This is a genomic window from Nocardia sp. NPDC050799 (genome assembly GCF_040654015.1).
In the GTDB taxonomy this organism is placed as follows: domain Bacteria; phylum Actinomycetota; class Actinomycetes; order Mycobacteriales; family Mycobacteriaceae; genus Nocardia.
The window spans coordinates 47256-74244 of record NZ_JBFAHF010000033.1 but is presented as its reverse complement, the minus strand read 5'-3'; the positions used below and the strand labels follow the sequence as shown (position 1 = coordinate 74244).

Below are 26989 nucleotides of genomic sequence, written 5' to 3'. Positions count from 1 at the left end.
GTCGGAACAACAGTGATCAGCTCATTGTTCGATCAGCTGAACTCATCGATCGCCGTGACGGAGGGAGCGGGATGCCGGACCTTCCCGTCCGCGAGCTGGAATGTCTGCTCGTACTGGCCGAGGAACTGCACTTCGGCCGGACAGCACAGCGGCTGCGGGTATCGCAGAGCCGGGTCAGCCAGCTCGTCGCCGCCCTGGAACGCAAGATCGGGACACAGCTCGTGGCACGCACCAGCCGCCGGGTGGCGCTCACCGAGAGCGGCGCGGAGTTCGTAGACCGGGTGCGTCCCACTTACACCCGGCTGATCGAGCTGGTCGACAGCGCACGGCAGGAGGCCGGGCGAGCCGCGCCCATCCGGATCGGTTTCCAGGGCCTCGCCTACGAGACGATCACCTGGACACTGGCCCGATTCACCCAGGAGAACCCGGGCGCGGCCCTGTCGCTCCGGGAGCTGCCGCTGGGTGATCCATTCGGTGCACTGCTGGCCGGCGATATCGATGCCGCCGTCGCGTTGCTCCCGGTTCGGGAGCCTGGGCTCACGGTCGGGTTCGCGTTCCCACCCGCGCCGCGGATGCTGGCCGTGAGCCACGGACATCCGCTGGCACGGGCGGAGCGTATCGATGCCGAAGCGCTGGCGGACGTCGACCTCATATCGGTGGACGGGCCGGCGCCCTGGTATTGGCGGGATGTGCACTTCCCGCGTTTCACACCGCTCGGGAAGCAGATCGCGGGTACGGTCCGCGTGGCGACCCTGCAGGAGGGGATGACTCTGGCCGCGACCGGTCGGTACGCGATGTTGACCTGCCGGCCGGTGGCCGAGCGCAACCAGCGCGCCGACCTGCGCTACGTGCGCGTCACCGGATTCGACGAGGAGTCCAGAATGGCACTGATCTGGCGTTCCGCGCAGCGCCCCGCGCACTTGACGAAGCTGGCGGCATTACTGGGCGCACTCCCCGATATCGCGGAATCGACGTGGCAGCGCGCCTGAGAACGTGCCGCGGCCGACGCACGTCCTGGTGGATTTCCCGTGCGGTGCGATCAGGAGCCGACACTCCGGCCGTTGCCGGAACGCTCCGACGATCGCCGTGACCTCATGAGCCAGGATGGCCGGCGAGGAATTCCTCGATATCGGCGGCGATCCGTTCCGGTTGTTCACCGTTGATCGCGTGGGAAGCGCCGGGGTAGACCTGCACCCTGCCGTGGCGCAGATTCTCCCGCGCGGTCCGTGCGGCAGTACCGCTGTCGTGCATGGGCGAGTCGCCGGCGATAATCGCCAGCACCGGCATCTCCAAGGCGCGGAGCCGCTCCGGGCCGATCAGATTCGGTGTCGGTAGTCTCATTGTGTACGAGGACATTCCGGCCTCGATCATTCGGGCGATCGGAACGTCCTCGACCGGTGCGCCACCGGCGCTCCAGCTGTTGAAACTGTCCCGCCACGACTTCGGGAACCAGCTCACGCTCGCCGACAGCGACCGCACCAGCAACTCTGTGGAGAGCCCCGCGAATGTCTGCACCGGCTCGACCAGGATCAGACTCGCGACCTTCTCGGGTTCGTGAACGGCGAGATTGGCCGCGGTCCAGCCGCCGATCGAGAGCCCGAGCAGGTGGAATTCCGGTTCGGGCAGCGCGAGGAGGACTTCGTGCAGCCAGCGGGCCTGGTCGGCGTGGGTTTCGATGGGACGGTCCTGCACGCTCATTCCGGGTTCACCCAGCAGGTCCAGCGCGTACACCGCACGCTGAGCGAGCAGGCCGGGCATATTGTCGGCGAATACAGGTGCGCCCGATCGTGTGCCGGGAAGCAGGAGGAACGGCGCCCGCTCGCCGGCCCCCTCCGGACCGGTGTATCGGTATACCCGCACAATCCCGTAGCTCGTCCGCACGTCGAGAACACGCTCCGGTGCGGGCATCTCCCGCATCGCCTCGTTGTACGCCTCCAGATAGCGGGCCTTGTCGCCGGCCGAGTCGAAATGACCCACCGGCGCGGTGTCCCGCAGGATGAGCCACGCCAGAATCATCGCGGCGACGAGCAGGGCGACGACCAGCGTTGCCCTGCGGAACCGCGACCGTGGCCGGCCGGTCCGCCGGGCTCCCTCGTCACCGGCCGCTCCGGCAGTGGGTTCCGCACCGCGGCCGGGTTCGTCTTCGGCCCGCCCGGCGGAGGTGGCCGCGGTCATTTCTGCTGTGCGACGAGTAGACATCGGTCGAGGAAACCCTTCGTTTTCTGATGCAGCACACGGTCTTCCGGTGGCCAGCTGTGATCGGACCGTTCCATCGCGCGGTACAGTTCGCCGGTTCCGGCGGGCTGGCCCCGGAGCGCGTACTCCGTGGTCTCCTGCCATTCCCGGCCGAGGCGACGACCCGAGCGCGAATCGGCCGGCACCTCGTTTTCCACCAGCAGCAGCGCCTGGACCGCATGCGCCTTCCAGTTGAAGTAGGTGGTGATCACCCGCTCCACATCGATATCGAGGCCGACAGGCGCACGCGCGCCCGGATTTCGCACACCGGGGTGGCGCAGCAGGGTGCGGTCGAGGCTCATGGTGGCGGCCACGACCCCGGCCGGCACCCGGGCCTCCGGATGTTCCCGCAATACCTGCGTCACCGCGGCCAGCACGGTCCGCTGACACCGCAATCGCAGCTCCGCGATCTCGAGGAGCCGGACCTGTTCGCTGTAGGTCTCGACCAGCGGCCGGCCGGCCTGCCGATCGAGCGCCGCGCCGACCTCGTCGAGCCGCAACCCCGCACTGGTCAGCAGCTGGATACGGCGGAGACGATCCAGGTGCTCCGGGCCGTAGCGCCGGCGTCCACTGCCGTCCCGTTCCGCGACCAACAGCCCGATCCGGTCGTAGTACTGCAGCGTGCGCACCGTGGTCTCGCACCGGCGCGCGACGTCACCCACGGCGATCCATTCCGATGCGTCCCGAGCAGGCATGACAGCGAGCCTTGCAGATGACGTAACGTCATCTGCAAGATCGGTCGGCGTCCCTCCTCGGTGCCCGACCGGTTTCGGCGAGGGCCGGTCTATCGACCGCCCGAGAGCACGGGCGGTCCGGTCAGGGGACGAAGACTTCGGCCGTTGCCGGAACGCCCGGACGGTCGGTGCGCACGGTGAGCGCGACCCGCCCCGGGCCCGAGTCCACGTGCACATAGAACGGCCGGGAACTCGTGTTGCCGGCGGGGATGAACTGGCTCACCGAACCGCTCCGGCCGGTGTCGAGGTTGCGCCAGTCGACGATCACCGTGACATCACAAGCCAGGATGGTCGGCGCCCAATCGCCCAGCGGGGAGAAGCCCTGCGTGATCCGCAGTTCTATGGAATGAGCAGTTCCCGGAAAGACGTGGTACCGGTCCAGGGGGCCGTCGTAGGCGACTCCGGCGGCACTCAGCATGCCGACGCAGATACCGTTGCCCAACGTCCATGCCGGGGCCGTCCGGATCTCTGTCATAGCGCAGGTGCGGGGTCCGACATTCGACACCCCGAGCTGGCAGGGGTCGGCCGCGGCGACGCCCGGCGCTGTCACGGCCATCGCCGCACCGACGAGTCCGGTAGCTGCTGTCGTGGCCAATTTCCGTGCGATCGTCATGCATAGATGATCGCGCATCGCCTCCCTTCATTACGTTTCGCTCCGTCGCGGGCGGGTCGATCCGCACGCACGAAATCGCTCGCCGGCCTCGAACCCCGCATTCGCCCGTCCCGAAGCCGCGGCTGTCGGCCGAAGGTTCCCGGGGCACCGGGTTTTTCGTGCTCCGCGACCGGATCGTCGCGGCGCTCGTCCCCCGATCTCGTGGAAGTCGCCGGCGCGGTGCTGTCTCCGGGGGGCCGTGGAGACCGAATCGAGCCTGCTGTTCACGCTGGTAACACCGTAGAATTACGGTATCGAACCGCGCATCGGACCGGCCACTCGGAAGGCAGGTGCACCAATGACGCATCACAATGATCCCCTTGCCGCCGGCATGCACACCGCCCACGCCTGGTTGCGGGCCGTCGCCGACGATCTGGGTACCGAAGATCTCACCTTCGCGCTGCGGGCGCTGCGCGCATGGATGCACACCGTCCGGGACCGGATAGGGGTGCCCAATTCCGCCCATCTCACCGCCCAACTACCCGATTTCCTGCGCGGTATCTGGTACGAGGGATGGGTACCGAGCCGGGTACCGGGAAACCACGGCGTCGCCGAGTTCGTCGACGAGTTCGCGGAGCGCGCCGGGATCTCGGCGGGCGATGTTTCGTTCACCGCCGGCTGCGTCACCTCCGCGCTGGACCGGATGATGTCGCCCGGCCAGTTGGATCATGTGTTCGCAGTGTTCCCGGATCGCCTCGGTATCGTGCTGCGCGGTGAGCGGCCGATGGCCGAAGCCTGACGCACGCCACCCGCCCCGATCCCCCGGATCCACCGCGCCGAAGGGACGGATATGCGCACCGCATCGAACGAGATCTGGCCGGTCCTGCGGGTGGACGACTGGGCCGATACCCGCGACACCCTGCACATGTGGACGCAGATCGTCGGCAAGCTCCGGCTCGCCCGCGCCCCGATGGTCAATCACTGGTGGCAGGTGGCCCTTTATATCTCCGCACGCGGTTTGACCACCTCGGCGATCCCCTACGACCGCGGGACGTTCGATATCGAATTCGACTTCATCGACCACCAGCTACTCATCCGGTCCTGCACCGGCGCCCGGCACCGGATCAATCTGGAGCCCCAGACCGTGGCCGAGTTCTACGAAGAAGTGATGGCCGCGCTGCACGCGCTGGGTATCGACATCAGGATCCTGGCCCGACCGGTGGAGGTGGAACGCGCGATTCCGTTCGCCGAGGACACCACGCATGCCGCCTACGACCGGGAGCACGCCAATACGTTCTGGCGCCAGCTGGTGGCCGCCGACCGCGTCCTGAACCGGTTCCGCGGGGAGTTCTCCGGCAAGGCCAGCCCCGTGCATTTCTTCTGGGGCGCGATGGACCTGGCCTATACCCGTTTCTCCGGGCGCACCGCCCCGCCACATCCGGGTGGCGCCCCGAACTGCGCCGACTGGGTCATGGTCGAAGGCTATTCACAGGAGCTGGCCAGTAGCGGCTTCTGGCCCGGTGGCTCGGCCGAGGGCAGTTTCTACGCCTATGCCTACCCCGAGCCAGACGGGTACGCGGACACCCCGATCCGGCCGCAGGCCGGCTATTACGACGCCTCCGTCCACGAGTTCCTGCTGCCCTACGCGGCCGTGCGCACCGCCGAGGAGCCCGAAACCACCCTGCTGGAGTTTTTCCGGTCCACCTACGAGGCCGCCGCCGACGCCGCCGGCTGGGACCGTGGGCACCTGGATACGGTCACGCCGCGGCCACGGTGACCCCGGAATCCGCCGCAGCTCATCGCGCCTCCCCCCTCCGACACCGATCGGCGACCGACCGTGCCGCGTCACCGACCGGGGTATCCGCGACCAGAACGAGGTATGAGGTGCCGAGATCGTGCAGGCCGTTGATCGAGCTTTCATAGCCGATCCGGTGCGCTACTTCGCGAACCCACCGGATCGCGCGTGTTCGCTCGGCCGGGGAGGTGCGCCCGGCATCACACACGATGAGGAGGCGGCGGGCGGCGAGGGCGGTCGCCGTCGCGGTCGCCCTCTGGCACAACCGATTTTCGCAGGTTCGCGCCTTTACCGCCCGGAGGAGCGACCGGAGGCTCGCTCGATCACCGCGGGACCCACCGAACAGGTAATTCACCATCGACCGATCGATGATGACGACGACGACCGCTTCGGAACCGACCCGGATCCCGGCGGTGACCGGCTGCGCGGGTGCCGGGGCCCGGCCATCCGGCCACGCTTGCGGAACAGGCGAGGTGCCGGTATGGCTCGCCGGGATCCCCCAGCGGTGGAACTCCGCGAAGATCGCGTCCACCAGGTGGGCCGGCGGGCCGGTGCAGATCGCTGACCGGCCGACATCCCGATCCGGGGACGGGCGGAACGTGCTGCGCCGAGGCCGCGCGTACGCCCTGCTCCTAGGGTTCTTTTTCGTCGCGATCACGGTTGTCGTGCCTGTCTTTGTGCGCGAGAGGTGTCCGGGCGTCGAACAGCGCCTCGATCCGAGCCTTGATCTCGGCGGTGCCGAACTTCGACTCCCGCTCGTCTCTTCGGTCCACTATTCCCGATGCAGTCATGATTACTCCCGAAATATAAAATTACACGGCTCATCACCGTGAACTGTTGCACGTTCGCGCAGTGTGTGAAACTATCCGAAAAGAATCCGGATACGAGCGATAACGGTAAGAAATAACCGTCTCGCGTTACCATTCGACGGAGGACGAGCCGAGAAGGTTTACAGTCCTAATCCTATCCACTACCGGGATGGCCAGGACCTCCGTCTAGGTGAGAACCCTTTCAGCGCTTCTTCTTTCGTACGATCACCCTCGACCGATCCTGCCGCTCACGCTTCACCGCCCGGCGCTGCCCGAGGGTCGACGAGGGTTTTTTCAGCGATTTCCCGCGCGATTTATCAGCCACTGTCGCTCCTTTTTCCGAAGTTCCATCCGACCGACCTCGACCATACGTCAGAAAAAATAAAAAGCCAGTCGGCTGCCGGACTCGCAGCGCCACCGACCGGCCCGAGGGCGCCACTTCACTCGCCGGCAGAGACCGGGAATCGAGCGGTGCGGGTGGGAGGGGTTTTCGCGGCGAGGAGTTGCAGTGCGTGGGCCGAGCCCGATCCCGGTTCCGTGTCGTACACGAACAAGGTCTGTTCGGGATCATCACCGGGTGAGAACGCCTGGTAGGTGATCGTTACGTCACCGACGAGCGGGTGGTGGTATCGCTTGGTGCCGACGCTGCGCTGGTGCACCTGGTTGCGGGCCCACAGCCGCCGGAACTCGGGGCTCCGGATCGACAGATCGCCGATGAGCCGCGCCAGTTCGGGGTCTTCCGGATGCCGGCCGGCGTCCATCCGGAGCATGGCGGCGGTGTCGGCCGCGACCTGTTCCCAGTCCACATAGAGCTCGCGGGCGTGCGGGTCCAGGAAGACGAAACGGGCCTGGTTGCGCTCGGTCGCGGGCACTGTGCCGAAGTCGGCGACCAGGAGCGCGGCGAGGCGGTTCTGCCCGAGGACATCGAGTCGGCGTCCGAGCACGAAGGCGGGCCGCGGCGCGGTCTCGAGGGTATCGAGCAGGGACCGAGTCGCCGGGTGGAGCCGCTGCGGCCTGGCCGCTCGCCGGCGGCGGGCCGGGGCGGGCCGCGCGATTGTGTGCAGGTGCGCGCGCTCGGCGTCGTCGAGCCGGAGTGCGTCGGCGAGGGCGTCGAGCACCTCGGGGGATGCGCTCTTGCTGCGCCCCTGCTCGAGGCGGGTGTAGTAGTCGACGCTCACGCCGGCCAGCATCGCGAGTTCCTCGCGCCGTAACCCCGCCACGCGCCGCCGGCCGGCGTCGGCGATACCGACCTGGTCCGGGGAGAGCCGGGCGCGCGCCGCGCGCAGGAAATCGGCCGGGCGGGGCTCCAGGTGATCGGACATGACTCCAGTGTCCCGCTCGCGATGGCCCGCCGGCGGGATGAGGGGTGCCCAGTTTGTCCCAGGAAACTGTGGGCCTTCACCACCTCCCCGGGCCCGCCGACGATGGACGAGTCGTAATTCCGCGGCAACTCCTTCGGAAAGGAACCCACTCCATGTCTGTCTGGATGATCACCGGCGCCGGACGCGGCCTCGGTCTCGAGATCGCCCGCGCCGCTCTGGCCGGGGGCGAGCAGGTCGCCCTGGGGGCGCGCCGACCCGAGACCCTGCCCGCAGACGTCCGCGACCACCCGAACACGCTGCCGGTACGGCTCGATGTGACCGATGAGACGCAGATCGCGTCGGCGGTGGCCGAGATCGTCGACCGGTTCGCTTCAATCGACGTCCTCGTCAACAACGCCGGCCGCGGGCTGCTCGGCGCACTCGAGGAGATCACCGGCGCCGAGGCGCGATCGCTGTTCGATGTGAACGTGTTCGGCCTGATCGACACCACCCGCGCGGTCCTGCCGATCATGCGCCGGGCGGGCAAGGGCAAGCTCGTCCACATCGGGTCGCGCTCCGGATTCGAAGGCGAACCGGGCGTGAGCATGTACTCCGCCGCCAAGTTCGCCGTCGCCGGGATCAGTGAGGCCCTCGCGTCCGAACTGGAGCCGTTCGGCATCCAGAGCATGGTCGTCGAGCCCGGTGTCTTCCGCACCGACTTCCTCGACGCATCCTCGGTGCAGCTGCCCGAGAGCCGTATCGCCGAGTACGACGGAACTCCGGCTCACGTCACACTGGACTGGGTGGAAGAAGCCAATCACACGCAGCTCGGCGACCCTGTCAAGGGTGCCGCTTTCATCTACCGGGTCGCGTCGGGCGCGCAACTTCCGCTACACCTGCTGGTCGGGCAGGACGCGCTGGATCGTCGCGTCGTGCTGACCGAGCGCATCGAGCGCGAGATCGCGCCGCTGCGCGAGGCCTCGGCCGCCACCGCCCACACCGGGAGTGCGTGATCCCTGTGCCAGGGCCCCTCGAGCCGTGTCCGGCCCGCTCGTCCACCGGCCGAGCGGCCGGTCCCACGGTGCCGGTCATCACCGCCGGTGAAGAATTGCCCGCCTGCCGTGAGCCGGGACCGAGCAAGGATCGATGTCACACCACGGAATAGCCGTCGAACGGGCCGACGTTGCATCCGCCTGTGACCGATACATCGCAGCTCGTGGACAGCCTGTTCGAACCGTTCGAGGTGAAGTCGCTACACCTGCGCAATCGTTTCGCGATGGCGCCGATGACGCGGATGTTCTCGCCGGACGGTATCCCCACCGTGGACGTCGCCGAATACTATCGGCGGCGCGCCGCGGGCGGTGTCGGGCTGATCATCACCGAGGGCACTTATATCCCCGACCCGGCCGCAGGGCCCCATACCTCGGTGCCGCGCCACTACGGGGAGCAGAGCCTCGCCGGCTGGAAAGCGGTGGTCGACGCCGTGCACGCGGAGGGCGGGCAGATCATCCCGCAGCTGTGGCGCTTGGGGGTAGGTCGCGGTAACCGACCCGAGCTGAATCCCGAGATCGAATCCGTCAGCCCGTCCGGCCTCGGCCTCGACGGCACCGCAGCCGGGCGTGCACTGACCGCGTCCGACCTCGACGCTTTACGAGACGCCTGGGTCGACGCCGCCGTCAATGCGAAGGCCACCGGATTCGACGGTATCGAGCTGCACGGTGCACACGGCTACCTACTCGATCAATTCCTCTGGGACCGAACCAATCTCCGCTCCGACGACTACGGCGGCACGCTCGAGGCCCGTGTTCGTTTTCCCGCCGAGGTCGTCGCGGCGATCCGCGAAGCCGTCGGCCCCGACCTCGCGATCGTGTACCGGTACTCGCAATGGAAATCCAGTGACTACACCGCACGTATCGCGGCGACACCCGACGAACTCGCCCGCGTGCTCACCCCGCTCGTCCGGGCGGGGGTCGACGTTCTACATCCGTCCACCCGCAGGCACTGGGAACCGGCCTTCCCCGAATTGTCCGGCACGGATGGCGAGCTGGGACTGGCCGGGTGGACCAAGAAGATCACCGGGCTGCCTACGATCACCGTCGGTTCGGTCGGTCTCGACGAGGTGTTCACCACCTCCTTCACCGGCAGGGGAGATTCCAACGTCACCGGTATCGACCGGCTTCTGAAACAGCACGCACACGGCGAATTCGATCTCGTCGCGCTCGGCCGTGCCCTGCTCGCCGACCCGGAGTGGGTCCGGAAGCTTCGCGAAGGGCGCAGCGACGAACACATCGCCTACCGGCAGGAACACCAGAGAACGCTGACGTAGAACGCCCTCGCGGCGCGGTGGACCGCACCGGCGAGGGAAGGGCCTGCATCCAATGGATGCAGGCCCTTCTCGTCCGCGCATGTCTACCCGTGGAGCAGCTTGCGGCGCAAGCCCTCGGTGGCGACGACGAGGGCGGGGGCCAGGGGCAGGTGCGTGATCGACAGCGCGACCGTGGACGCGGTGTCGAAATAATGTCGTCGGCCCGCAACGTGTCGCGAATCACTCAGCGCACGATTCGGCCCCGACAATCGGCAGAGGCGGGCCGGTGCACCGGCCCGGGAGACGGTGATGTCGCGATCCCGCCAGCGCCGGGACCTGCCGCTTCATACCGTCGGCCGATGTGAATACTGATCCTTCCGCTGGACCGGATGCCGACGATCGCCTACACGGTTCCGTCGTCCTGTACATGTCCGTCGCGGCCGCACTCGGCACCTCCACGATCTATCCACTGCAACCCGCGATCGCGGATGTCGCGCAGTCTCTGGACTCGCGGCTCGCCGCGGTCGGACTCGCGCTCGCGTGTGGGCCCGCCGGTTACCTGGCGGGCCTCGGCCTGCTCGTCCCGCTGGTGGACCGCTTCCCACCGGGACGGGTTCTCGCGCTCCAGTTCGCCGTCCTGGCAGGAGCGCTGGCGGTGTGTGCGGCGGTGGACGATGTGTGGCGACTGGGGATGGTGACCGGTGTGGTCGGAGCATGTTCGGCAGTGGGCGCGGCCCTCAGTTCCGTGGCCGGCCGATTCGCTCCACCGCGTCGGCGCGCGACGATCCTGGGAATCGTGACCGCCGGAATATCGGTGGGGATCCTCGCCGGCCGGATCGCCGGTGGCTGGCTGGCCGACGAAATAGGCTGGCGTGGCATGGTTCTCGTGTTCGCCGCGTCCTGCGCCGTATTCGCGGCATCCTGTGCGGTGGTGCTGCCGGGTACGCGGGGTGCCGGTCAGCGCGGCTATATCGCGACTCTGCGCTCGCTCCCCGGGTTGTTCGTGCGGTACACCGAGCTCCGGGTCGCGGCGATATGCGGCGCGATGTGGTTCTTCGCGTTCTGCGCGGTGTGGGCCGGGCTCGCGGTCGCCCTCTCCAAGCCGCCGTTCGCGTACTCCGCGGAGCAGATCGGCCTCTTCGCGGCGGCCGGGCTGTCGGGTATTCCGGCAGCCCGGCTCGCCGGCGCCTGGGCCGACCGGGTGGGCGCCACGCGCGTCGTTGTGGCAGGGCTGGCGCTGGCCGGAGCGGCCGCAACCATCGCGGCATTCACCCTCACCGACACCCTCGTGACACTGGTCTGCCTGGCCCTTTTCGATGCGGGTCTCTTCGCCGCACAGGTGGCGAATCAGAGCACCGTACTATCGATCGACCCTGCCGCTCCGGCGCGGTTCAACAGCGCGTACATGCTGGTGTACTTCGTCGGCGGAAGCCTCGGGTCCGCCGCCGGCGCGGCAGCCGTCGACCGGTTCGGCTGGGCGGCAACGGCTTCACTCGCCGCGGCAGCCATCGGGATCGCCGCCATGATCGTCGTGACCACGTCTGTCCGACAGTCCCGAGCGACCGGCCGCTATCCGGTGCCTGGGACCGGTCGTCTCGGCGGTGCCGTCGTCCGCGGCGACGCACCCGGACCGACCGACACCCGACCGGCTAGACCGTGACGACGATCTTCCCGGCATGGATTCCCTTCTCGAGGTGCCGGTGCGCCGCCACGACGTCGTCGAGGCTATCGCCGGCCTCCAGCCCGGTGACCTCGGGGCCCACCGCGTCGACGATGCCGGTTCCTTCGACGCCGAGGCGGGCGTGCGGCAGGGCGACGGCCGCGGGCATGCCGCCGGAACGCATCATCAGATCGAGCGGGTTGACGGCGAACGCTTCGATCCTGACCCGTACCTCGCCCGCTGCGGGCTCGACGACCGGTTCCTCGACGATGCGCATGACATCCGGTTCGCCGAACCGGTCGAACACGACAACTCGTGACATGGTGATTCCTCCGTATCCAGCGCTGAATGCGCCGCTCCAGAACGCTACGGAGCCGTGCGTTACCTCCTGGTACCTTCGAATTCCATGCAGAACACCGCCGGATCGGCCTTCCTCGCCGACTGCCCCACCCGCCTGGCGGTCGAGATCATCTCCGACAAATGGGCCGTGCTCGTGCTCTTCGGGCTCAGCCGGCAACCTCGCAGGCACGGGGAGCTCGCCGACCTCATCGGCGGCATCTCGCGCAAGGTCCTCACCCAGACGCTGCGCCGACTCCAGCAGTACGGTCTGGTCGAACGTCATGCCGAAGCGCCACGGCGGGTCGTGTACAGCCTCACCGACCTCGGCCGGACCCTCGTCGAGCCCATCGAGGTCCTGACGAGCTGGGCGCGGGACCACGGCGGGGCGATCGCCGACTTCCAGGAAGCGAACCGGACCGTTGCTTCGGACCGGGCACACCCGGCCGGTTGATCCCGACGATGGCCGGATCCACCCGCGTCCCCAGGACCCGGCCGGGATGCATTCGCGCGACGGAGCCCGGTGCGTGGCACCGAACCGTTGCCGGCCGGACGCGGCGGAGTGCGGCGACTAATATTCCGGAGATGTCGTTGCCGAGTGATATGCGTGCGTTCAATCGGTCCGTGGTCGAGAATTTCCGCGCCGAAGGCGGGAAGATCACGATGGAGGGGATGCTGAAGGGGTCCGACCTCGTTGTACTCACCACCGTCGGCAGGCGTAGCGGACGGCAACATATCGTGCCGCTCGGGTACCTGACCGACGGTGACGATCGAATCGTGTTGTGGGCGTCCAATATGGCCGCGGCCGAACACCCGGCGTGGTACCGGAATCTGGTCGCCGAACCGCAGGTCATCGTAGAGCGGCCCACCCCGGCCGGTATCGATCTGTTCACCGGTACCGCGCACACCGCCGCCGGAGCCGAACGGGAGCGGCTGTTCGCGAAGCTGGCAGACCGGTTCCCGCATATGGCCGCACATCAGCAGCAGACCGAACGGGAGATTCCGCTCGTGGTGGTGGAACGAGTGTCGGGCCGCGCCGATTAGCGTGTCGCGTCAGCATCCGTTCTCGGTGGGCAACGGAGCATCCGGGGCGAAGTAGTTCTTCGGATCGCGCGGGTCCGGCTCGGCCGAACCGGCGGGCGGATTGCTGTAGCCGGGCGCGCGGAAGCCCTTGCCGTGGAGTGCGCGGTTCACGGCGTAGTGGGCCGCTTCCGGCCGGCAAGCTCTTGCCGAGAGGTGATCGGCGGCAGACGATCTCGTTTCACCGAGAAATGCTCGCCATGATTCTGGACCTGGGTCCGCCCCCGGTCGTGGCATAGGGTTCGGTCGCCCATGCCTGTCATCGGCCACCGGAACCGCGCGGGACCGCCTCGTCGTCGCGGCGTCCCCGGTCGTCGGCCGACCGGCTCGAGCGCAGTTCCAATCGCCGCCGGCACCGCGCCGCACATCGTATGGCCGGCCGACCTCCCAGAAGGAGTCCGATGTCCTCCGTGCGTGGCCCCGCGATCGGGTTGTCCGTCTTCGGTGTGGTCGCAGTGTGTTGCCTGAGCCTGGTCATGACCACCGCGCGTGGACCGGCCACCGAGGTCGGCACCGAATACGCGGCGGTCTTCACCGATACCTCCGGGCTCGCCGCCGGCAGCGGTGTCCGGCTGGCCGGAGCCCGGATCGGAACGGTCACCACGATCGATGTCGCCGACGATGCCACGGCCCGGGTGGAATTCACCCTGGGCCACGACCGGCCGGTTCTGGACACCACGCACGCCGCGGTCCGCTATCAGAGCCTGCTCGGGCAGTACTACCTGGAACTGTTCGAGTCCGGCCCCGGAGGGGACGTGCTCGCCTCCGGGGCAACGATTCCGCGCGAGCGGACCGCGCCGAGTGTCGACGTATCGCGGCTGTTCGACGGATTCCGACCATTGTTCACCGCGCTCGACCTCGAGGAACTGGGCCGGGTGGCGGAGAACGTGGGCCGGGTCCTCCAGGGCGACGGCACGGGTATCGGACCGGTACTGACGGCGCTGGGCGACCTGCTCCGGTACGCGACGAACGAGCACGCGGCCGTGGCGGTGTTCATTCACAATCTGGGGAAGATCGCCACCGAGATCGGCGGTATCGCCGAACAGGTCGGCGTACTGATCGAGGGGATCGCCGCCCTGGTAGGCCTGTTCGACGACGCTGTGGCACTGGTGAACTCGCTGTTCGCGGAGGATTCGAACCTCGATTCGGAGGGTGGGCTCCTCGCCGAGCCGGAATCTCTTTCCGAAGGCGCCTACCCGGCCCTGCACGAGCAGTCGCGCGTACTCGCTTCTCGTCCCGACCAGCTCGTGGAGGTCCTGTCGCTGAAGCCGGAACTGATCGACGGCTTGAACTCGGACCATCCGGAAGGAAGCGCGGAATCCGCGGCCACCTGTTCGACCTGGCCGTTGGCCCCGGCCGGTCTCGCCGGAACGCAGCAGCGGGCGGTGTGCCGATGAAACGCACCCGACCGGGCCGGATCGCATCCAGGCCTTCCCCTTTCGGCGAATATCTCTGCCGCACAGGCAGTCACGTAGTCAGTGAGGACCCCCAGTGAGCGATACCTCGGAGACCGGCGAACAGCGGAAGCGCGATGAACAGCGCGCACCCAGTTCATTGGCCACCGTATCGGCGTGGGGACTCGCCGCGGTCGCATTCGTCGTCCTGGCAATACTTCTCGGCTGGCGCTGGTACTCCGCCCAGCACGAGCTCGACGACCTGCGCGGCCGCATCACCGATCGCGACCGGGTGGCCGCCGTCGCCGCCGACTACACAGAACGTTCGCTGACCTACGACTTCCGCAGCCTCGACGCTTTCTTCGCCGGGGTCCGGCAGGGAACAACCGCCGCGTTCGCCCACCGCTACGACACCGTCGGCGACACACTCGCGAAAGTGATGACCGAGGCCGAGGTCGTCGCCCAGGGCGAGGTCGTGAGCACCGCGGTCGACGCCGTCGACGCGGACAACTACATCGTCACGGTCTTCGCTACCCAGCAGACCCGCAACGTCCGGAATCCGGAACCGGTCGGCGCACCCACCCTGGTGACCGTCGGTGTGCAGCGCGTCGGCGACGAATGGCTTGTCGCCGACTACCGCCCGCGATGAGGACGCCGGCGGACTATCCGGCCGAATCGATCAGCAGGTGTTCCATACCGTTCGCCTCATCGGAGTACTTGTGGAGTCCGACGACCGCCACGAAATCGTGGTCGCCGACACTGCGCTGCAATGGTCTCCAATTGTCGGCGAGATACCGGCCCGCGCCCGCGGTGCCGCGCCGGCCCAGTCCCCCGCAGTACACCCAGTATCGACCGGGGTGCAGATCGGGATTCGGCCGCACTCGGGCGATGATGCCGACATCGACGACGTCGTGCGCGTCGAAGCGACGTCCGTCGCTGAGTTCCACGCGCCGCGGGTAGAAACTGCCGTTGGTCGCGCCGTCGTCGACGGTGAACAGCGGACGTTCGGCGATTTCGGCGTATCTGCGGATATAGTCGTTGCCGCCCAGCCCGAAACTGATGAAGGGGCGGTCGTAGGGCGCGGCGATGTCGCGGTCACTCCGTATCCTGACCGGAATACGGGTATGCCGCTGCAGCAGATCGAAAACGTACAGCAGACCGCGCAGGTCGCTCTCCAGGACGACCAGGGTTTCCGGGGACTGCCCGGGCGCGTGGGCACCCTCCTTCCTGCCGAAAAGACTCCGGCGCGCGAATCCCGGCGTTCGCCGGTCGTCCAACGGCTCGATCGACTCGAACGAGGGGTGCACGAGAAGCGCTTCGCCCGTGACCATCTCGGCACCGAAAAATGCCTCGAGTACGGCATCGACGTCGGCGGCACCCGCGGGCCGGGACCGGCCGGGGGCCGGCGACGACCCGGCGATCCGGAACAATCCTTCGACCGTCCAGCCCGGGAACATCTTCTCCAGGACCCGGCAGTGATAGTCGCGGGGTAGCCCGACCATGCGACCGGAGAGCCACTGGTAATACTGGGCTTTCGCCGGCCCGTGGCCCGGCGGGATGGGCGGGTCGAGCTGGGCCGCGCACCTGTCGTACGCGGCCAAGAAGTCCGGATGGCTTTTCAGATGCCGTTCGGCCAATAGGACCTTCAACACGGTTGCCAACGAAAACCCCCTTCACCCCGGCAGGCTCCGTCCACTGTGCCGGAGACTCGAGCATCGCCGGTTCGACCACGGCGAGGCCCGTCCGCGGGCCTGACCTGCCGAGGAACCGGCTCCCTCGGCTATCACATACAGGTGTAGCCGATGCCGTTACACGAAGGGCACCGGGTTGCCGGTGCCGCCCGGACCGGTGGCCGTGATCGGCCCGGTCGCGCGGCGGGAGGTCGGGGACAGAGGTGTGATGGTAGGCATGGTGGCTGCTTCCTTGTTTCTGGGTCGATGTCCTTCGCTGTACCGAGTGATCTACTCGAGCTCTCATAGCCGCTCGCTCTTCCATTAGGCGCCTGGACCTGTTGTCGGGCAATGCATCTCACGATCCGTTTTCGTCCGTTTTGGTCCGTTTCCGGGTGGCCGGCGAGGCGGTGGAACCACCGCGGCGCCACCCGTTCCCACCGCGCGGACCGACATCGGTGAGAGCTCACAAACACGCACCGGAGAGAGTCCGGGTACGGTGACATCCACCCCCGATCACGGTGCGGTATTCCTGCTGAGAAACGAGGATGTGCTCGATGACATCTACCGCCGAAAAACTGGCCGACCTGCGTAAGAAGCTCGAGCTCGCGCAGGAGCCGGCCGGAGAGGCGGGAGCCGCCAAACGAGCACGTAAGGGCATACCGTCCGCCCGCGACCGCATCGAGATGCTGCTGGATCCGGGCACCTTTGTGGAGATCGGTGCTCTCGTGCGAAATCCGGCGGACAAGGACGCCCTCTACGGCGACGGGGTGGTCACCGGGCGAGGCCTGGTGGACGGCCGGCCCGTCGCGGTGTTCTCCCATGACCAGACCGTGTACGGCGGCACCATCGGCGAGATGTTCGGCCGCAAGGTCGCCGCGATCATGGACCTGGCCGGGCGGATGGGCTGTCCGCTGGTCGGGATCAACGATTCGGGTGGCGCGCGCGTCCAGGAGGCCGTGACGTCGCTGCGCTGGTACGGCGAATTGGCGACCAAGATGGAACCGCTCTCGGGTGCGGTACCGATGGTCTCGCTGATCCTGGGTAACTGCGCGGCCGGTGCGGTTTACCAGCCGATCTGCACCGATGTCGTGGTCGCCACGAAGAGCGCGCACATGTTCGTCACCGGGCCCAAGATCATCGAGGACGCCATCGGCGAGAAAGTGGATATGGAGGAACTAGGCGGTGCCTACAACCAGGCTGCCTACGGCAATATCCACCATGTGGCCGAGGACGAGGCGGCCGCCTTCGCGTGGGTCCGCAACTACTTGAGCTACCTGCCGTCGAGCGCTGTCGAACTGCCGCCGATCGTCAATCCCGGACTCGAGCCGGAGGTCACCGAATCCGATCTGGCGCTGAACACGCTGGTCCCCGACTCGGACAACGCGGTTTACGATATGCACGAGGTGCTGTTGCGCATCTTCGACGACGGCGAGTTCCACGAGATCGGTGCGGCCGCCACCAAAAACCTGATCACCGGATTCGCCCGCGTCGACGGTCACCCGGTGGGTGTGGTCGCCAACCAGCCGACCGTGCTGGCCGGCGCGCTCGACGCCAAGGCCAGCGACAAGGCCGCGCATTTCATCCACATCTGCAACGCCTTCGAGATCCCACTGGTGCTGGTGGTCGACACCCCCGGCTTCCTGCCCGGCGTGGAACAGGAGAAGGCGGGCGTCATCAAGCGCGGCGGCCGGTTCCTGTTCGCCTATGTGGAGGCCACCGTCCCCAAGGTGACCGTGGTGGTCCGCAAGGCCTACGGCGGCGGGTGGGCGGTCATGGGCGCCAAAGCTCTCGGCTGCGATATCTACCTGGCCTGGCCCACCGCGCGCATCGCGGTCATGGGGGCCGAGAGCGCGGTGGGCCTGACCCAGCGCAAGGTCCTGGACGCGACCCCCGAAGATCAGCGCGCCGCGCTGCGGCAGCAGATGATCGACTTCTACAACGCGACCGTCGCGACCCCGTGGATCGCGGCCGAACGCGGCTACATCGATAGTGTGATCGAGCCGTCGGCCACCCGGCTGGAGCTCCGGCGGGCTCTGCACCTGCTCCGCGACAAGAAGGTCATCCGCTACCCGCGCAAACATCATCTGCTGCCGCTGTGAACAGACCCGCCGATCGGCGGGCAGGATCGGTGGCGGATCTCGGCCGTACCGGCGCATCGAGCCGGTACGGGCTCAGCATCCAGCAAAGTATCAATGGAGACCTCAGCGTCTCCGCTTCGACACCCGTATTCATTCGCCCGGCGACGGAACCCGACCCGGCGCCCGCGACGATCCCACACCCTTGCGCATAGACCATCGCTGCCCGAGTCCGATAGCGCTGACCAGGGACGGCCGTCCGGCGGGCCGACAATGTAACGAATAGGCGTCAGCGAACGAAAGACGCAGCAGCGCACGCATTCCAGCGCGGCGCGTGGAATTCGGAAGGCGCTCCGTGCGCGGATGCCGTTCGATGACCAGGACCGACAATCGAGAAAGATAGATATGCCTGGCTTTCTGAAATACATTCTGTGGCTCAACATGCTGGGCATGCTCTCCGGTGCCTACTACTGACCCAGCCGCGACAGGGCCGGATTCAGTGGTGGATTCCATCGACTGTGAGTAGCTGCCCGCTCCATCGGGCCGGTCGGCGGATCACCACCGCGCCGTCGGCCGGCCCGCGCCGGGTCCGGCGCCGGCGCGAACCCGGTGCCACGAGCGGCGCGAGCAGGCCGGGAAACGTGCGGCCGGCGCCCCTATGTCAGTCGGCGGCGCGCAGGGGCGCGCCGACATGGTGCAGGTGGGCCAGTGCCTCCCGGTACGACGCGAACAGTCCGGTCTCGTGGTAGGGCACGCCGATTTCGGCGCAATAGTCGCGGACTATTCGTTGTGCGTGACGAAGGTTCGGCGTAGGCATACTCGGGAACAGATGGTGCTCGATCTGATAGTTGAGCCCGCCGAGAGCGAGGTCGGTCAGCACGCCGCCCCGGACGTTGCGGGAGGTCAGCACCTGTCGGCGCAGAAAATCGGGGCGGTCGTCACCGGTCAGGGTCGGCATGCCCTTGTGGTTCGGAGCGAAGACACAGCCCATGTACAGGCCGAACAGCGCCTGGTGGACAGCGAGGAACGCGAAGGCCTTGTCCACGGGCAGAACCGCGAACACCGCGGCCAGGTAGACGGCGAAGTGACCGAAGAGCAGGGCGCCTTCCAGCAGACGATGCTTCATCGATTGATTTCTGAGCGCTCGTACGCCCGCCACATGGAGATTCAGGCCCTCCAGCAGCAGTAGCGGGAAGAACAGGAATGCCTGCGCCCGCCCGAGAAGTCGAGGCAGACCGCGGCTGGCCCGAGCCTGCCGCTGGGACCAGAGCAGAATATCGGGCGCGACGTCGGGATCGAGTTCCTCATGGTTCGGGTTCGCGTGATGGCGGGTGTGTTTGTCCTGCCACCAGCCGTAGGCCAGACCTATCCCGGCGTTGCCGACCACTCGGCCCACGATCTCTGTCGCCCGCCGCAGCCGGAAGACCTGGCGGTGCGCGACATCGTGCATGACAAGTGCGACCTGAGCACATGTCACGGCCATGAACGCCGCGATCATCAGCGTCCACCACGAGTCGCCGACGAGGACGAACGCCGCCCAGCCGGCGACGAACACGCCCCCCACCAGGCCGAGCCGGACGGTGTAGTAGCCGGGTCGCCGGTCCATCAGTCCGGCGTCGGAGATTCGGCGCAGCAGGCGGGAGTAATCGCCGTCGGCAGCGCTGCGCCGTGGTGATCGTGGAGAGGACTGCGGTATCAAGGCCGGTGTCGTCATAGATCTTCCTGAGAGTTGGGACAAGGACCCCACCCCCACCCGTTCGGCTGCCGACCGGTCGATGTCGGTCGGAGATCCGTTCCAGCCGGTCTCGGGCGCAGGGTCGGGCTGACGAATTCGATGAAACCGAGGATATCGGCCGAATTCTCGTCTCGGGTAATCCTCTGGTATTAGATCGGATCGCACTGTGATGTGATATCAGCTCTTCCCGACCCCGCAGGCATCGGTGGTCCTCGATGCGCGCCGGATGGGCCGATCACCGCGCTGCCGGCGACAGCGGCCGGCAGCGCGGGTTCCCGATCAGACGGGCATGGTCGCGTCACCGGACTCGTCACTCGGCGGCCCCGGGTCGGCAACACCGGCGCTCTTCTCCGCCGGTCCAGGCGGTTCGATACCGGGCGGACGCCGGAAACCGGCGAACCAGCCGAGTTCACCGGCGCCATCGGCCATCACATCCGCAACCGGCGTCAACTTCCCCTTGATGATGACATCCACGATGCCACCTTCCGGATCGCCTTCCTCACGTTGCACCCGTACCACCGCCGATCCGTCGTCGAAGGTGATGAGGTCACCGCTCGCCAGATCGCTCGGGTCGACCGGTTCCAAGGCTTTCTCGTCCAGCCACTCGGCGTCCGTACCGGCGTAGGCGGCCTTCCCATCGGTACCACCCGCGTTGCTGTACGCCGCTTCGTAAGCGGCGGCGACACTCGGCCACACCTGCTCGGTGACGTCGTCCGCCTTATGGGTGTACGGGATCCGTCCGTCCTCGTCACGCGCCTTTTCGCCGGTCGGAGCGACCGTCCGCGGTGCGTTCGCGTCATCCTGCTGTCCGGGATCCGGCGCCGCTGTCGCCTCGCCCGGCGAGTGCTGAACCGCGGGCGTGGTGACCGTCGGTTGAGCGGGCTGCGGGGCGGCAGCCGGACCTCCCCGCTGCGGGCCGGCATCGTGATACCGCTCGCGATCGGGTTCCAGGTCCGCGCCCGGGCCGCTGTCGGCGAGGCCGGGATCCTGGAGATTCGACATCATCAAGGGCATCAGCAGACTGGAAGGATCGAATGGTTGCCCCCCACCCTGCGGAACCGCCGCGGACAGTTGATCCATCCCGATGCTCCCCTGAGACGGCGGATCGGCCTGCGCGCGGGAAATCTCCGCCACCGAGTCGTCCGACGTGTCGCCGCCGGAACCGGTGCCCGAGGCGAGACCTGTGTCGGCACCGAGGCCGGGATCGGCACCGGTAGAACCGGTGGTGACGACACCCGCAGGGCTCGAACCCGCCGCGGCCCCCCACGAGCCGGAATTCGCCGCGGCGGCTCGGAAACCCGGAGCCGCGGCAGCAACCTGCGAACCCGAGCCCGGAGCCGCGGCAGCAACCTGCGAACCCGAGGCCGGCGCCGCGGCAGCAACCTGCGAACCCGAGTGCTCCGAACCCGAAGCCGCATCCTCCGAACCCGAGTGCCCCGAACCCGAAGCCGCATCCTCCGAACCCGTACTCGAGTCGGAGCCCGAATCCGAGTCCGAAAGAGCGTCGATGGCGTATAGACCGGCACCCACGGCGACTGCGCCGACGGCAACGCCACCGACAATCTTGAGGGTCCGGCCGGAACCCGAACCATTGCCGGCTGCCGACCCCGAACCGGCCCCCGCACCCGAACCGGCCCCAGCACCCGAACCAGCACCAGCACCCGAACCAGCACCAGCACCCGAACCAGCACCCGAACCAGCACCAGCACCCGAACCAGCACCAGCCCCCGAACCAGCACCAGCACCCGAACCAGCACCCGCCCCCGAACCAGCACCCGCCCCCGAACCAGCACCCGCCCCCGAACCACTGCCACGATCCGGCTCGTCCGCACGCCCACCGGCATCCGGATCCGCACGCCCGCCGGCATCCGGATCCGCACGCCTACCGCCATCCGGCGCACCTCCACGCCTACCGGCATCCGGATCCGCGCCGGCCCGATTGCGGTCGGGAAGGCCCGGCTCATGCATAACCAACAGTTCGTCCCGTTCGCCCCGCCGGCTCGGCCGGTCCGCCTCGCCATCCCGGCGGGCCTGTTCCTCCGCCTCCCTGGCCAGGCGTGCCTGCTCCCGCGCCTCCTCGTCCAGGCGTCGCTGCCGCTCCTCCTCGAGGCGTGCCTGCTCCCGCGCCTCTCTTTCCACGCGGGCCTGTTCTTCCGCCTCGGCCCGGCCGTGTGCCCTTTCCCGCGCCGTGTCCAGACGGTCCTGTTCTCTCGTCACGTCACGCTCCAGCCCCTGGATCTCCCGCCCCACTCGTTGCTGTTCCCTCGTCAGCTCTTCCGCCATCCAATGGGCGTTGTTCCGCGCCCCGGACAGATCCGGCAGCACCCGTGCTTCCTGGTCGCTGTACCGGCTTTCCAGGACATCCCATCGCGGCTGTGCTGTCACACCGCTCCGGTCGTCGGTGCCGTCCGGAGTGGTGTCGTTCCACTCCCTTTGCTGTTGTCTGCGCAGCTCATCCCGCTGGGCCCGGAGTTCGTTCCGTCGTGCCTGCAGCTCCTGCAGGCCGCGTCTCCCGTCGTGCACCCTGTTCTGCGCGACTCGCAATTCCGCAATGTCGCGCTCACTGTGGTTCGGCACCCAGGGCGGCCGGCCCTCGGCCTCCCGATGTGCGTTGAGCCTGTTCATCGCGTCCGTGAGCGCCGAGTGGTCCTGCTCGGCCCGCTCGAGCCGCCGCATGAGCCCGCGTGACCCCGGTCGCTCCTCCAACCGTTGCGCGAGCGTCCACCGGCGTCGCTCCAGCTCCCGCAGCTGACCCCGAATCGTGACCTCTCGGGTGAGGTCGATGATTGCCTGGTGTGCCGGACTCGCGTCGGACAAGTTCGCTCGTTCACCGAGTGCTCTTCGAATCCGCGCCGGGTCGCCGGCGTCTGTGAATATGTCGGCGCCCCTGGTCTCCCTGTCCGCGATGGCGCGCATCGGGCGCGAAAGCCCCTCCCCGAGTTCGCTGGTCGCATCGACCAGACGCCGGGACAGTCGCGCCACGCTACTCGCTATCGACACCAGTCGCTCACCAACCGGACAACGGCGCTTCGGATGAGGTAACTCGGCAGAGATTTCGCTCGAGCGAGAAACGTGGCGCCCCACTGTGGCACACAGCGATTTCGTGCGATCCGACAGCCGAACGCCGAATCGGACAGCTACGGCACGAAACACGGTTCATATCAACACTTCCTGTACTGATACCGCTGTTCTCTGGTCGGGCCGGAACCGGTCAGGATGTCGAGCGTACTGACATACTCGACGATGTGGTACCGGTCAGCATGATTCCAGATCACCCGTAGTAGTCGACCGATATAACTTTCCCCTGGTTGTCGACCGAACAACGCTAACCGTATCGCGGTCGGCTCCTCAACTATGGGAATGCGAACCCGGGTTGATCTGCCGGCGACCGGCAACACCACGACCCCAGAGGTCGGTACCTGTTCGTTGTTCGAACAGTCCATAACCAACTCCAACACACAGGTGGTCGCATGGCAGGGAAGCCCGCCGCCGCGGCGATCGACAAGGCGGCGGCACATCCGCCGGAATTCCTCTTCACGGCAACGGTCATGACGACACCACCGAGTGCGGTGTGGCAGCGTGCCTGTGCGATGCTGGGAGACCGCACGAAAGGAATCGACCGTGGTCGTGGGCATGGTGCTCGGCGATCGCCGCTTCCGCATTTCGACGTGGGAGCGATCCGGCCTGTCATCGTGCTGATCAGCGGCTGATCCCTGCCGTACCCCTGCGTCGAAGCGTCGCCGCCCCGCAGGCACCTTCGTTTCCCACAGGAGTACGTCATGTCCACGATCGGTTGGACCGAACACGGATCGTCTCTTTCCGCCCGGTGGCATTCCGAGAATGCCACCCCCGCCCCCGAACGCGTCGTCGCCGTGGACGATCGCATCACCGCGAAGGCCGCGTACGGCCTGGTGAGAGCGGGCACGGGGCTACTCTGGCAGGGCGATTTCCACAATGCCCGCCAGATCGTGCGGGCCGTGGACCGCCGCTGGCAACGGGTTCCGCGGGCCACGCGGGCCGGAAGCGACCCCGCCGCTCTCTTCTACGACCACCGTGCCGCACGGGCCGAACGAGCCGAACTGCTCGGCAGGCTGCTGGTTGTACTGGAGCGCGACCGCTCGCTGCGGCTGCGGCGCGCACCGGATGTACGGCCGGCCTGCGACCACGCATACGGCGCGGCCACCGGTGGCCCGGTGGCCGACGAGCGGATCTGCGTGTCGCTGCCCGAACTCCTCGGCGTCCTCAGCGCCTACGAGTGGCATCGCAAGGGTGTCGATGTTCCCGCGCTCGGCGCGCGCATCCACCCGGACTACGGTGTCTTCTCACCGGTGCGCGGCGAGTACGTCGATCTGGTCGCTCGGGCGCCGTTCCCGGCGGGTGCCGGGCAGCCGCTGGTGTTCGACCTCGGCACCGGCACCGGAGTGCTCGCCGCCGTCCTCGCCCGCCGGGGCGCCCGGGTGGTGGCCACCGATATCAACCCCCGCGCCGTCACCTGCGCACGTACGAACATGCGCCGGCTCGGCCTCGGCGACCACGTGCGGATCCTCGAGGCCGACCTGTGGCCGAGCGGGCAAGCCGATCTGATCGTGTGCAACCCGCCCTGGCTCCCGGCGGAGCCGACCTCCGCGCTGGAGCTGGGCATCTACGACCGCGGATCCGATGTGCTGCACCGCTTCCTGGACGGCCTCCCGGCCCACCTGACCGGGACCGGTGAGGCGTGGCTCGTCCTGTCGGATCTCGCCGAGCGGCTCGGCTTACGGACCCGCGACGAGCTTCTCGCCCGCATCGCCGCGGCCGGTCTTCGCGTGGCGGACCGCTACGACACCACGCCGCGGCATCCCCGGGCCTCGGATACCACCGACCCACTGCACGAGGCCCGGCGGTCCGAGGTCACGTCGCTGTGGCGGTTGGTGCGGAACTCCCGGCCGGGTACTCGACCGCCGCGATCGTAGGGTCGTGGCTCCTGCCGGGTGAGCCGGCGCCGGGCAGCTCCATCGGACGGGCTCGGGCATGCAGGGTGGGCCGGTGCACGAGCTCCTGAAGGCGAAAATCTCGGACCCCGCCTCCGGACCGTGGCCCCTACCTGCACACTGAGTGCGGAGCCGCGCGGGATTCCGGTCCTTGCGCACTCCGTGTACGGGTGAACGAGAGGGATCACTTATGTCCGAAACCAAGACCTCGGGTCCGGCCGTCCCCGACGGCCGGCCACCGACCACCGAACCGACGTCGTCGCCGGCGGCGACGCGCCGCGCGGTCTGGAACACACTGCGCGGATCGTCGGGCAACCTCGTCGAGTGGTACGACGTCTACGTCTATACCGTGTTCGCCTCGTATTTCGAGAGCCACTTCTTCGATTCGGCGGACAAGAACTCCACCGTCTACGTGTACGGGATCTTCGCCGTCACATTCCTCATGCGTCCGGTCGGCTCGTGGTTCTTCGGCCGCTACGCCGACCGGCGCGGCCGGCGCGCGGCGCTCACCTTCAGCGTCTCGCTGATGGCGGCGTGTTCGCTGGTGATCGCGCTCGTGCCGGGACGCGAGACGATCGGCGTGGGTGCGGCCGTGATCCTGATCCTGTGCCGGCTGGTTCAGGGGTTCGCGACCGGCGGTGAGTACGGTGCGTCGGCCACTTATATGTCCGAGGCGGCCACCCGGGAACGCCGCGGCTTCTTCTCGTCGTTCCAGTACGTGACCCTCATCGGTGGTCATGTGCTCGCCCAGCTCACGCTGCTGGTGCTACAGGTGTTCCTGGACAAGGCGGAGATCTCCGATTTCGGGTGGCGTATCGCCTTCTTCATCGGCGGTGTAGCGGCGGTCGTGGTGTTCTGGTTGCGCCGGAGCATGGACGAATCGCTGACCACCGAACAGCTCGACGCGGTCCGGCGCGGCGAAGACTCCGAATCGGGCTCCCTCCGCGTACTGCTGGCGGAGTACTGGCGGCCGCTGCTGGTGTGCTTCCTGGTCACCATGGGTGGCACGCTCGCGTTCTACACCTACAGCGTGAACGCCCCGGCCATGGTCAAGACCGCATTCGAAGGTCAGGGTATGACCGCCACCTATATCAACCTGGCCGGGCTGGTCTTCCTCATGCTGTTGCAGCCGGTCGGTGGGCTGATCAGCGACAAGGTGGGCCGCAAACCCGTCCTGGTGTTCTTCGGCATCGGCGGGGTCCTCTACACCTGGTTCCTCATCACCTTCCTCCAGGACGCCACCTCGGTGGCGGCGACACTGGTGGTGACCTGCGTCGGCTACGTGCTGCTCACCGGCTACACGTCGATCAATGCCATCGTCAAAGCCGAACTGTTCCCCTCACATATCCGGGCCCTGGGAGTCGGTATCGGATACGCCCTGGCCAATTCGGTGTTCGGCGGTACCGCCCCGATGATCTACCAGGCCGCGAAGAACGGCGGACAGGTGCCGTGGTTCATCGGGTACGTGACGGTCGTCATCGGTATCTCGCTGGTCGTCTACCTCTTCGTACTGAAGAACAAGACCGAGACCGCACTGGACAGAGAACAAGGGCGCGCATTCCGGTGATCCCGCGATACCCGGACGCACCGGCGCGCACTGCGGTGGCAACCACCCCGGCCCGCGTCCGGATGTAGCCGAGCGGCCCCCGTCGGTGACGGGGGCCGCCGTGGTTCGGGAGGGCGGGCGGCCACTCGTCCCCGGCTTTCCCGAGTCAGAGTGGCATGCCGTTCTCGAGGAACTCCAGTGCCTCGTCGACAACAGCGTAGATGTCCTCATCGTTGTCGATCGCGCGAAGATAGGCCATCACTGCTACACCGGCTATCGCCCCGGTCCAGTATCGGACCCGCGGATCGTCCGGTTTCCGGCCGGTCCGCCGGGCGACGGCTGAAATGAACGGCGGCAGATCCGTCTCCACCTTGTGCGCCACGGCGGCACGCAGTTCGGGCACGGTGGCGATGAGTCTCATCCGAGTGGTCTCCACCGCGGCCATGTCGACATGTGCGCTGTCGAGTACTGCGAGCAGCGCGTTGCGTGCGGCCTCGAGTGGCGATAGATCGGCAGGTTCGGCGAGGAACTTGTCCAGGAAGATGGGGTCCACGCGGTCGAAGAGCACCGTATCCGGTTTGGTGGGGAAATAACGGAACAGCGTGCTCGGCGAGACCTCGGCGGCCGCGGCCACCTCCTCGAGCGTGGTGTTGGCGTACCCCTTTTCCCGGTAGAGGCGCAGTGCGTGATCCTGGATGGCTTCACGCGTCCGCTTCTTCTTGAGTTCTCGCAGCCCGCCGGTGCTCATG

At 67.6% G+C, this 26989-nt stretch carries 27 protein-coding genes; 14 read left to right on the top strand and 13 right to left on the bottom strand.

The window, feature by feature from the left end:
- Positions 1–71: 71 nt before the first annotated feature.
- Positions 72–989 carry a LysR family transcriptional regulator gene (locus tag AB0H42_RS27880; RefSeq protein WP_357061278.1) on the top strand — a complete coding sequence of 306 codons (918 nt, stop codon included), beginning with the start codon at positions 72–74 and terminating at the stop codon, positions 987–989.
- 103 nt (positions 990–1092) lie between these two features.
- On the opposite strand, the gene AB0H42_RS27875 is transcribed toward AB0H42_RS27880, so the two are convergent.
- From AB0H42_RS27875 to AB0H42_RS27865, 3 genes are all read right to left on the bottom strand, one after another.
- A complete protein-coding gene (locus tag AB0H42_RS27875; protein ID WP_357061275.1) occupies positions 1093–2199 on the bottom strand; it encodes an alpha/beta hydrolase in 1107 nt (368 codons plus the stop codon).
- Complete coding sequence (locus tag AB0H42_RS27870; protein ID WP_357061273.1) at positions 2172–2930, bottom strand: MerR family transcriptional regulator; 759 nt, start codon at positions 2928–2930, stop codon at positions 2172–2174. The genes AB0H42_RS27875 and AB0H42_RS27870 overlap by 28 nt, the downstream gene beginning before the upstream one ends.
- A gap of 121 nt (positions 2931–3051) precedes the next feature.
- The gene (locus tag AB0H42_RS27865) at positions 3052–3582 is read right to left on the bottom strand and encodes a hypothetical protein (protein ID WP_357061270.1); all 531 of its coding nucleotides are present in this window, start codon (positions 3580–3582) and stop codon (positions 3052–3054) included.
- Between the two features lie 337 nt (positions 3583–3919).
- Between AB0H42_RS27865 and AB0H42_RS27860 the strand changes: the two genes are divergently transcribed.
- Together AB0H42_RS27860 and AB0H42_RS27855 are read left to right on the top strand one after the other, a co-directional pair.
- Positions 3920–4360, top strand: a complete 441-nt coding sequence (locus tag AB0H42_RS27860) for a DUF2267 domain-containing protein (protein ID WP_051714829.1) — start codon at positions 3920–3922, stop codon at positions 4358–4360.
- 51 nt (positions 4361–4411) lie between these two features.
- The gene (locus tag AB0H42_RS27855) at positions 4412–5338 is read left to right on the top strand and encodes a DUF5996 family protein (RefSeq protein WP_357061267.1); all 927 of its coding nucleotides are present in this window, start codon (positions 4412–4414) and stop codon (positions 5336–5338) included.
- A 19-nt stretch (positions 5339–5357) separates the two neighbouring features.
- On the opposite strand, the gene AB0H42_RS27850 is transcribed toward AB0H42_RS27855, so the two are convergent.
- The 4 genes from AB0H42_RS27850 to AB0H42_RS27835 form a co-directional block, all read right to left on the bottom strand.
- The gene (locus tag AB0H42_RS27850; RefSeq protein ID WP_357061264.1) at positions 5358–6014 is read right to left on the bottom strand and encodes a hypothetical protein; all 657 of its coding nucleotides are present in this window, start codon (positions 6012–6014) and stop codon (positions 5358–5360) included.
- The gene (locus tag AB0H42_RS27845) at positions 5989–6147 is read right to left on the bottom strand and encodes a hypothetical protein (RefSeq protein ID WP_357061262.1); all 159 of its coding nucleotides are present in this window, start codon (positions 6145–6147) and stop codon (positions 5989–5991) included. Before AB0H42_RS27845 ends, AB0H42_RS27850 begins: the two co-directional genes overlap by 26 nt.
- Before the next feature lie 220 nt (positions 6148–6367).
- Complete coding sequence (locus tag AB0H42_RS27840; RefSeq protein WP_357061259.1) at positions 6368–6490, bottom strand: hypothetical protein; 123 nt, start codon at positions 6488–6490, stop codon at positions 6368–6370.
- Between the two features lie 115 nt (positions 6491–6605).
- Positions 6606–7487: a helix-turn-helix transcriptional regulator gene (locus tag AB0H42_RS27835; protein ID WP_357061257.1), complete on the bottom strand. Its 882-nt coding sequence runs from the start codon at positions 7485–7487 to the stop codon at positions 6606–6608.
- Between the two features lie 152 nt (positions 7488–7639).
- Between AB0H42_RS27835 and AB0H42_RS27830 the strand changes: the two genes are divergently transcribed.
- From AB0H42_RS27830 to AB0H42_RS27820, 3 genes are all read left to right on the top strand, one after another.
- A complete protein-coding gene (locus tag AB0H42_RS27830) occupies positions 7640–8479 on the top strand; it encodes an SDR family oxidoreductase (RefSeq protein WP_357061254.1) in 840 nt (279 codons plus the stop codon).
- 182 nt (positions 8480–8661) lie between these two features.
- Entirely contained in the window at positions 8662–9792 is a 1131-nt protein-coding gene (locus AB0H42_RS27825) for an NADH:flavin oxidoreductase (RefSeq protein ID WP_357061251.1), read from the top strand.
- Positions 9793–10132: 340 nt separating this feature from the next.
- Positions 10133–11431: an MFS transporter gene (locus AB0H42_RS27820; protein WP_357061248.1), complete on the top strand. Its 1299-nt coding sequence runs from the start codon at positions 10133–10135 to the stop codon at positions 11429–11431.
- Here the strand turns inward: AB0H42_RS27820 and AB0H42_RS27815 are convergent.
- Positions 11421–11738, bottom strand: a complete 318-nt coding sequence (locus AB0H42_RS27815) for an alcohol dehydrogenase catalytic domain-containing protein (RefSeq protein WP_357061246.1) — start codon at positions 11736–11738, stop codon at positions 11421–11423. The genes AB0H42_RS27820 and AB0H42_RS27815 overlap by 11 nt on opposite strands.
- A 99-nt stretch (positions 11739–11837) precedes the next feature.
- Here AB0H42_RS27815 and AB0H42_RS27810 point away from each other — a divergent pair, with 99 nt between their 5' ends.
- Complete coding sequence (locus AB0H42_RS27810) at positions 11838–12221, top strand: helix-turn-helix domain-containing protein (RefSeq protein ID WP_357061244.1); 384 nt, start codon at positions 11838–11840, stop codon at positions 12219–12221.
- 131 nt (positions 12222–12352) lie between these two features.
- On the top strand, positions 12353–12811 hold the full coding sequence (locus AB0H42_RS27805) for a nitroreductase/quinone reductase family protein (protein WP_357061242.1): 459 nt from the start codon (positions 12353–12355) through the stop codon (positions 12809–12811).
- 9 nt (positions 12812–12820) lie between these two features.
- On the opposite strand, the gene AB0H42_RS27800 is transcribed toward AB0H42_RS27805, so the two are convergent.
- Entirely contained in the window at positions 12821–12961 is a 141-nt protein-coding gene (locus AB0H42_RS27800) for a hypothetical protein (RefSeq protein ID WP_357061240.1), read from the bottom strand.
- Positions 12962–13248: 287 nt separating this feature from the next.
- Between AB0H42_RS27800 and AB0H42_RS27795 the strand changes: the two genes are divergently transcribed.
- Together AB0H42_RS27795 and AB0H42_RS27790 are read left to right on the top strand one after the other, a co-directional pair.
- Complete coding sequence (locus AB0H42_RS27795; protein WP_357061238.1) at positions 13249–14244, top strand: MlaD family protein; 996 nt, start codon at positions 13249–13251, stop codon at positions 14242–14244.
- A gap of 94 nt (positions 14245–14338) precedes the next feature.
- Entirely contained in the window at positions 14339–14890 is a 552-nt protein-coding gene (locus tag AB0H42_RS27790) for a hypothetical protein (protein WP_357061235.1), read from the top strand.
- Positions 14891–14903: 13 nt separating this feature from the next.
- On the opposite strand, the gene AB0H42_RS27785 is transcribed toward AB0H42_RS27790, so the two are convergent.
- Positions 14904–15902, bottom strand: coding sequence for a hypothetical protein (locus AB0H42_RS27785; RefSeq protein ID WP_357061233.1), 999 nt, complete (start codon positions 15900–15902; stop codon positions 14904–14906).
- 566 nt (positions 15903–16468) lie between these two features.
- Between AB0H42_RS27785 and AB0H42_RS27780 the strand changes: the two genes are divergently transcribed.
- Positions 16469–18013: an acyl-CoA carboxylase subunit beta gene (locus tag AB0H42_RS27780; RefSeq protein WP_357061231.1), complete on the top strand. Its 1545-nt coding sequence runs from the start codon at positions 16469–16471 to the stop codon at positions 18011–18013.
- Between the two features lie 637 nt (positions 18014–18650).
- On the opposite strand, the gene AB0H42_RS27775 is transcribed toward AB0H42_RS27780, so the two are convergent.
- Positions 18651–19703 (bottom strand): acyl-CoA desaturase, encoded by a 1053-nt coding sequence (locus AB0H42_RS27775; protein WP_357061229.1) that lies wholly within the window; start codon positions 19701–19703, stop codon positions 18651–18653.
- 300 nt (positions 19704–20003) lie between these two features.
- On the bottom strand, positions 20004–22541 hold the full coding sequence (locus AB0H42_RS27770) for a hypothetical protein (protein WP_357061226.1): 2538 nt from the start codon (positions 22539–22541) through the stop codon (positions 20004–20006).
- Between the two features lie 653 nt (positions 22542–23194).
- Between AB0H42_RS27770 and AB0H42_RS27765 the strand changes: the two genes are divergently transcribed.
- The 3 genes from AB0H42_RS27765 (at position 23195) to AB0H42_RS27755 (ending at position 26261) form a co-directional block, all read left to right on the top strand.
- Positions 23195–23434 carry a hypothetical protein gene (locus tag AB0H42_RS27765; RefSeq protein ID WP_357061223.1) on the top strand — a complete coding sequence of 80 codons (240 nt, stop codon included), beginning with the start codon at positions 23195–23197 and terminating at the stop codon, positions 23432–23434.
- A gap of 69 nt (positions 23435–23503) precedes the next feature.
- The gene (locus AB0H42_RS27760) at positions 23504–24676 is read left to right on the top strand and encodes a class I SAM-dependent methyltransferase (RefSeq protein ID WP_357061221.1); all 1173 of its coding nucleotides are present in this window, start codon (positions 23504–23506) and stop codon (positions 24674–24676) included.
- Positions 24677–24884: 208 nt separating this feature from the next.
- Positions 24885–26261, top strand: a complete 1377-nt coding sequence (locus AB0H42_RS27755; RefSeq protein WP_357061218.1) for an MFS transporter — start codon at positions 24885–24887, stop codon at positions 26259–26261.
- Positions 26262–26406: 145 nt separating this feature from the next.
- Here the strand turns inward: AB0H42_RS27755 and AB0H42_RS27750 are convergent, their stop codons facing one another.
- On the bottom strand, positions 26407–26988 hold the full coding sequence (locus AB0H42_RS27750; RefSeq protein WP_357061216.1) for a TetR family transcriptional regulator: 582 nt from the start codon (positions 26986–26988) through the stop codon (positions 26407–26409).
- Between the last annotated feature and the right edge of the window lies 1 nt (position 26989).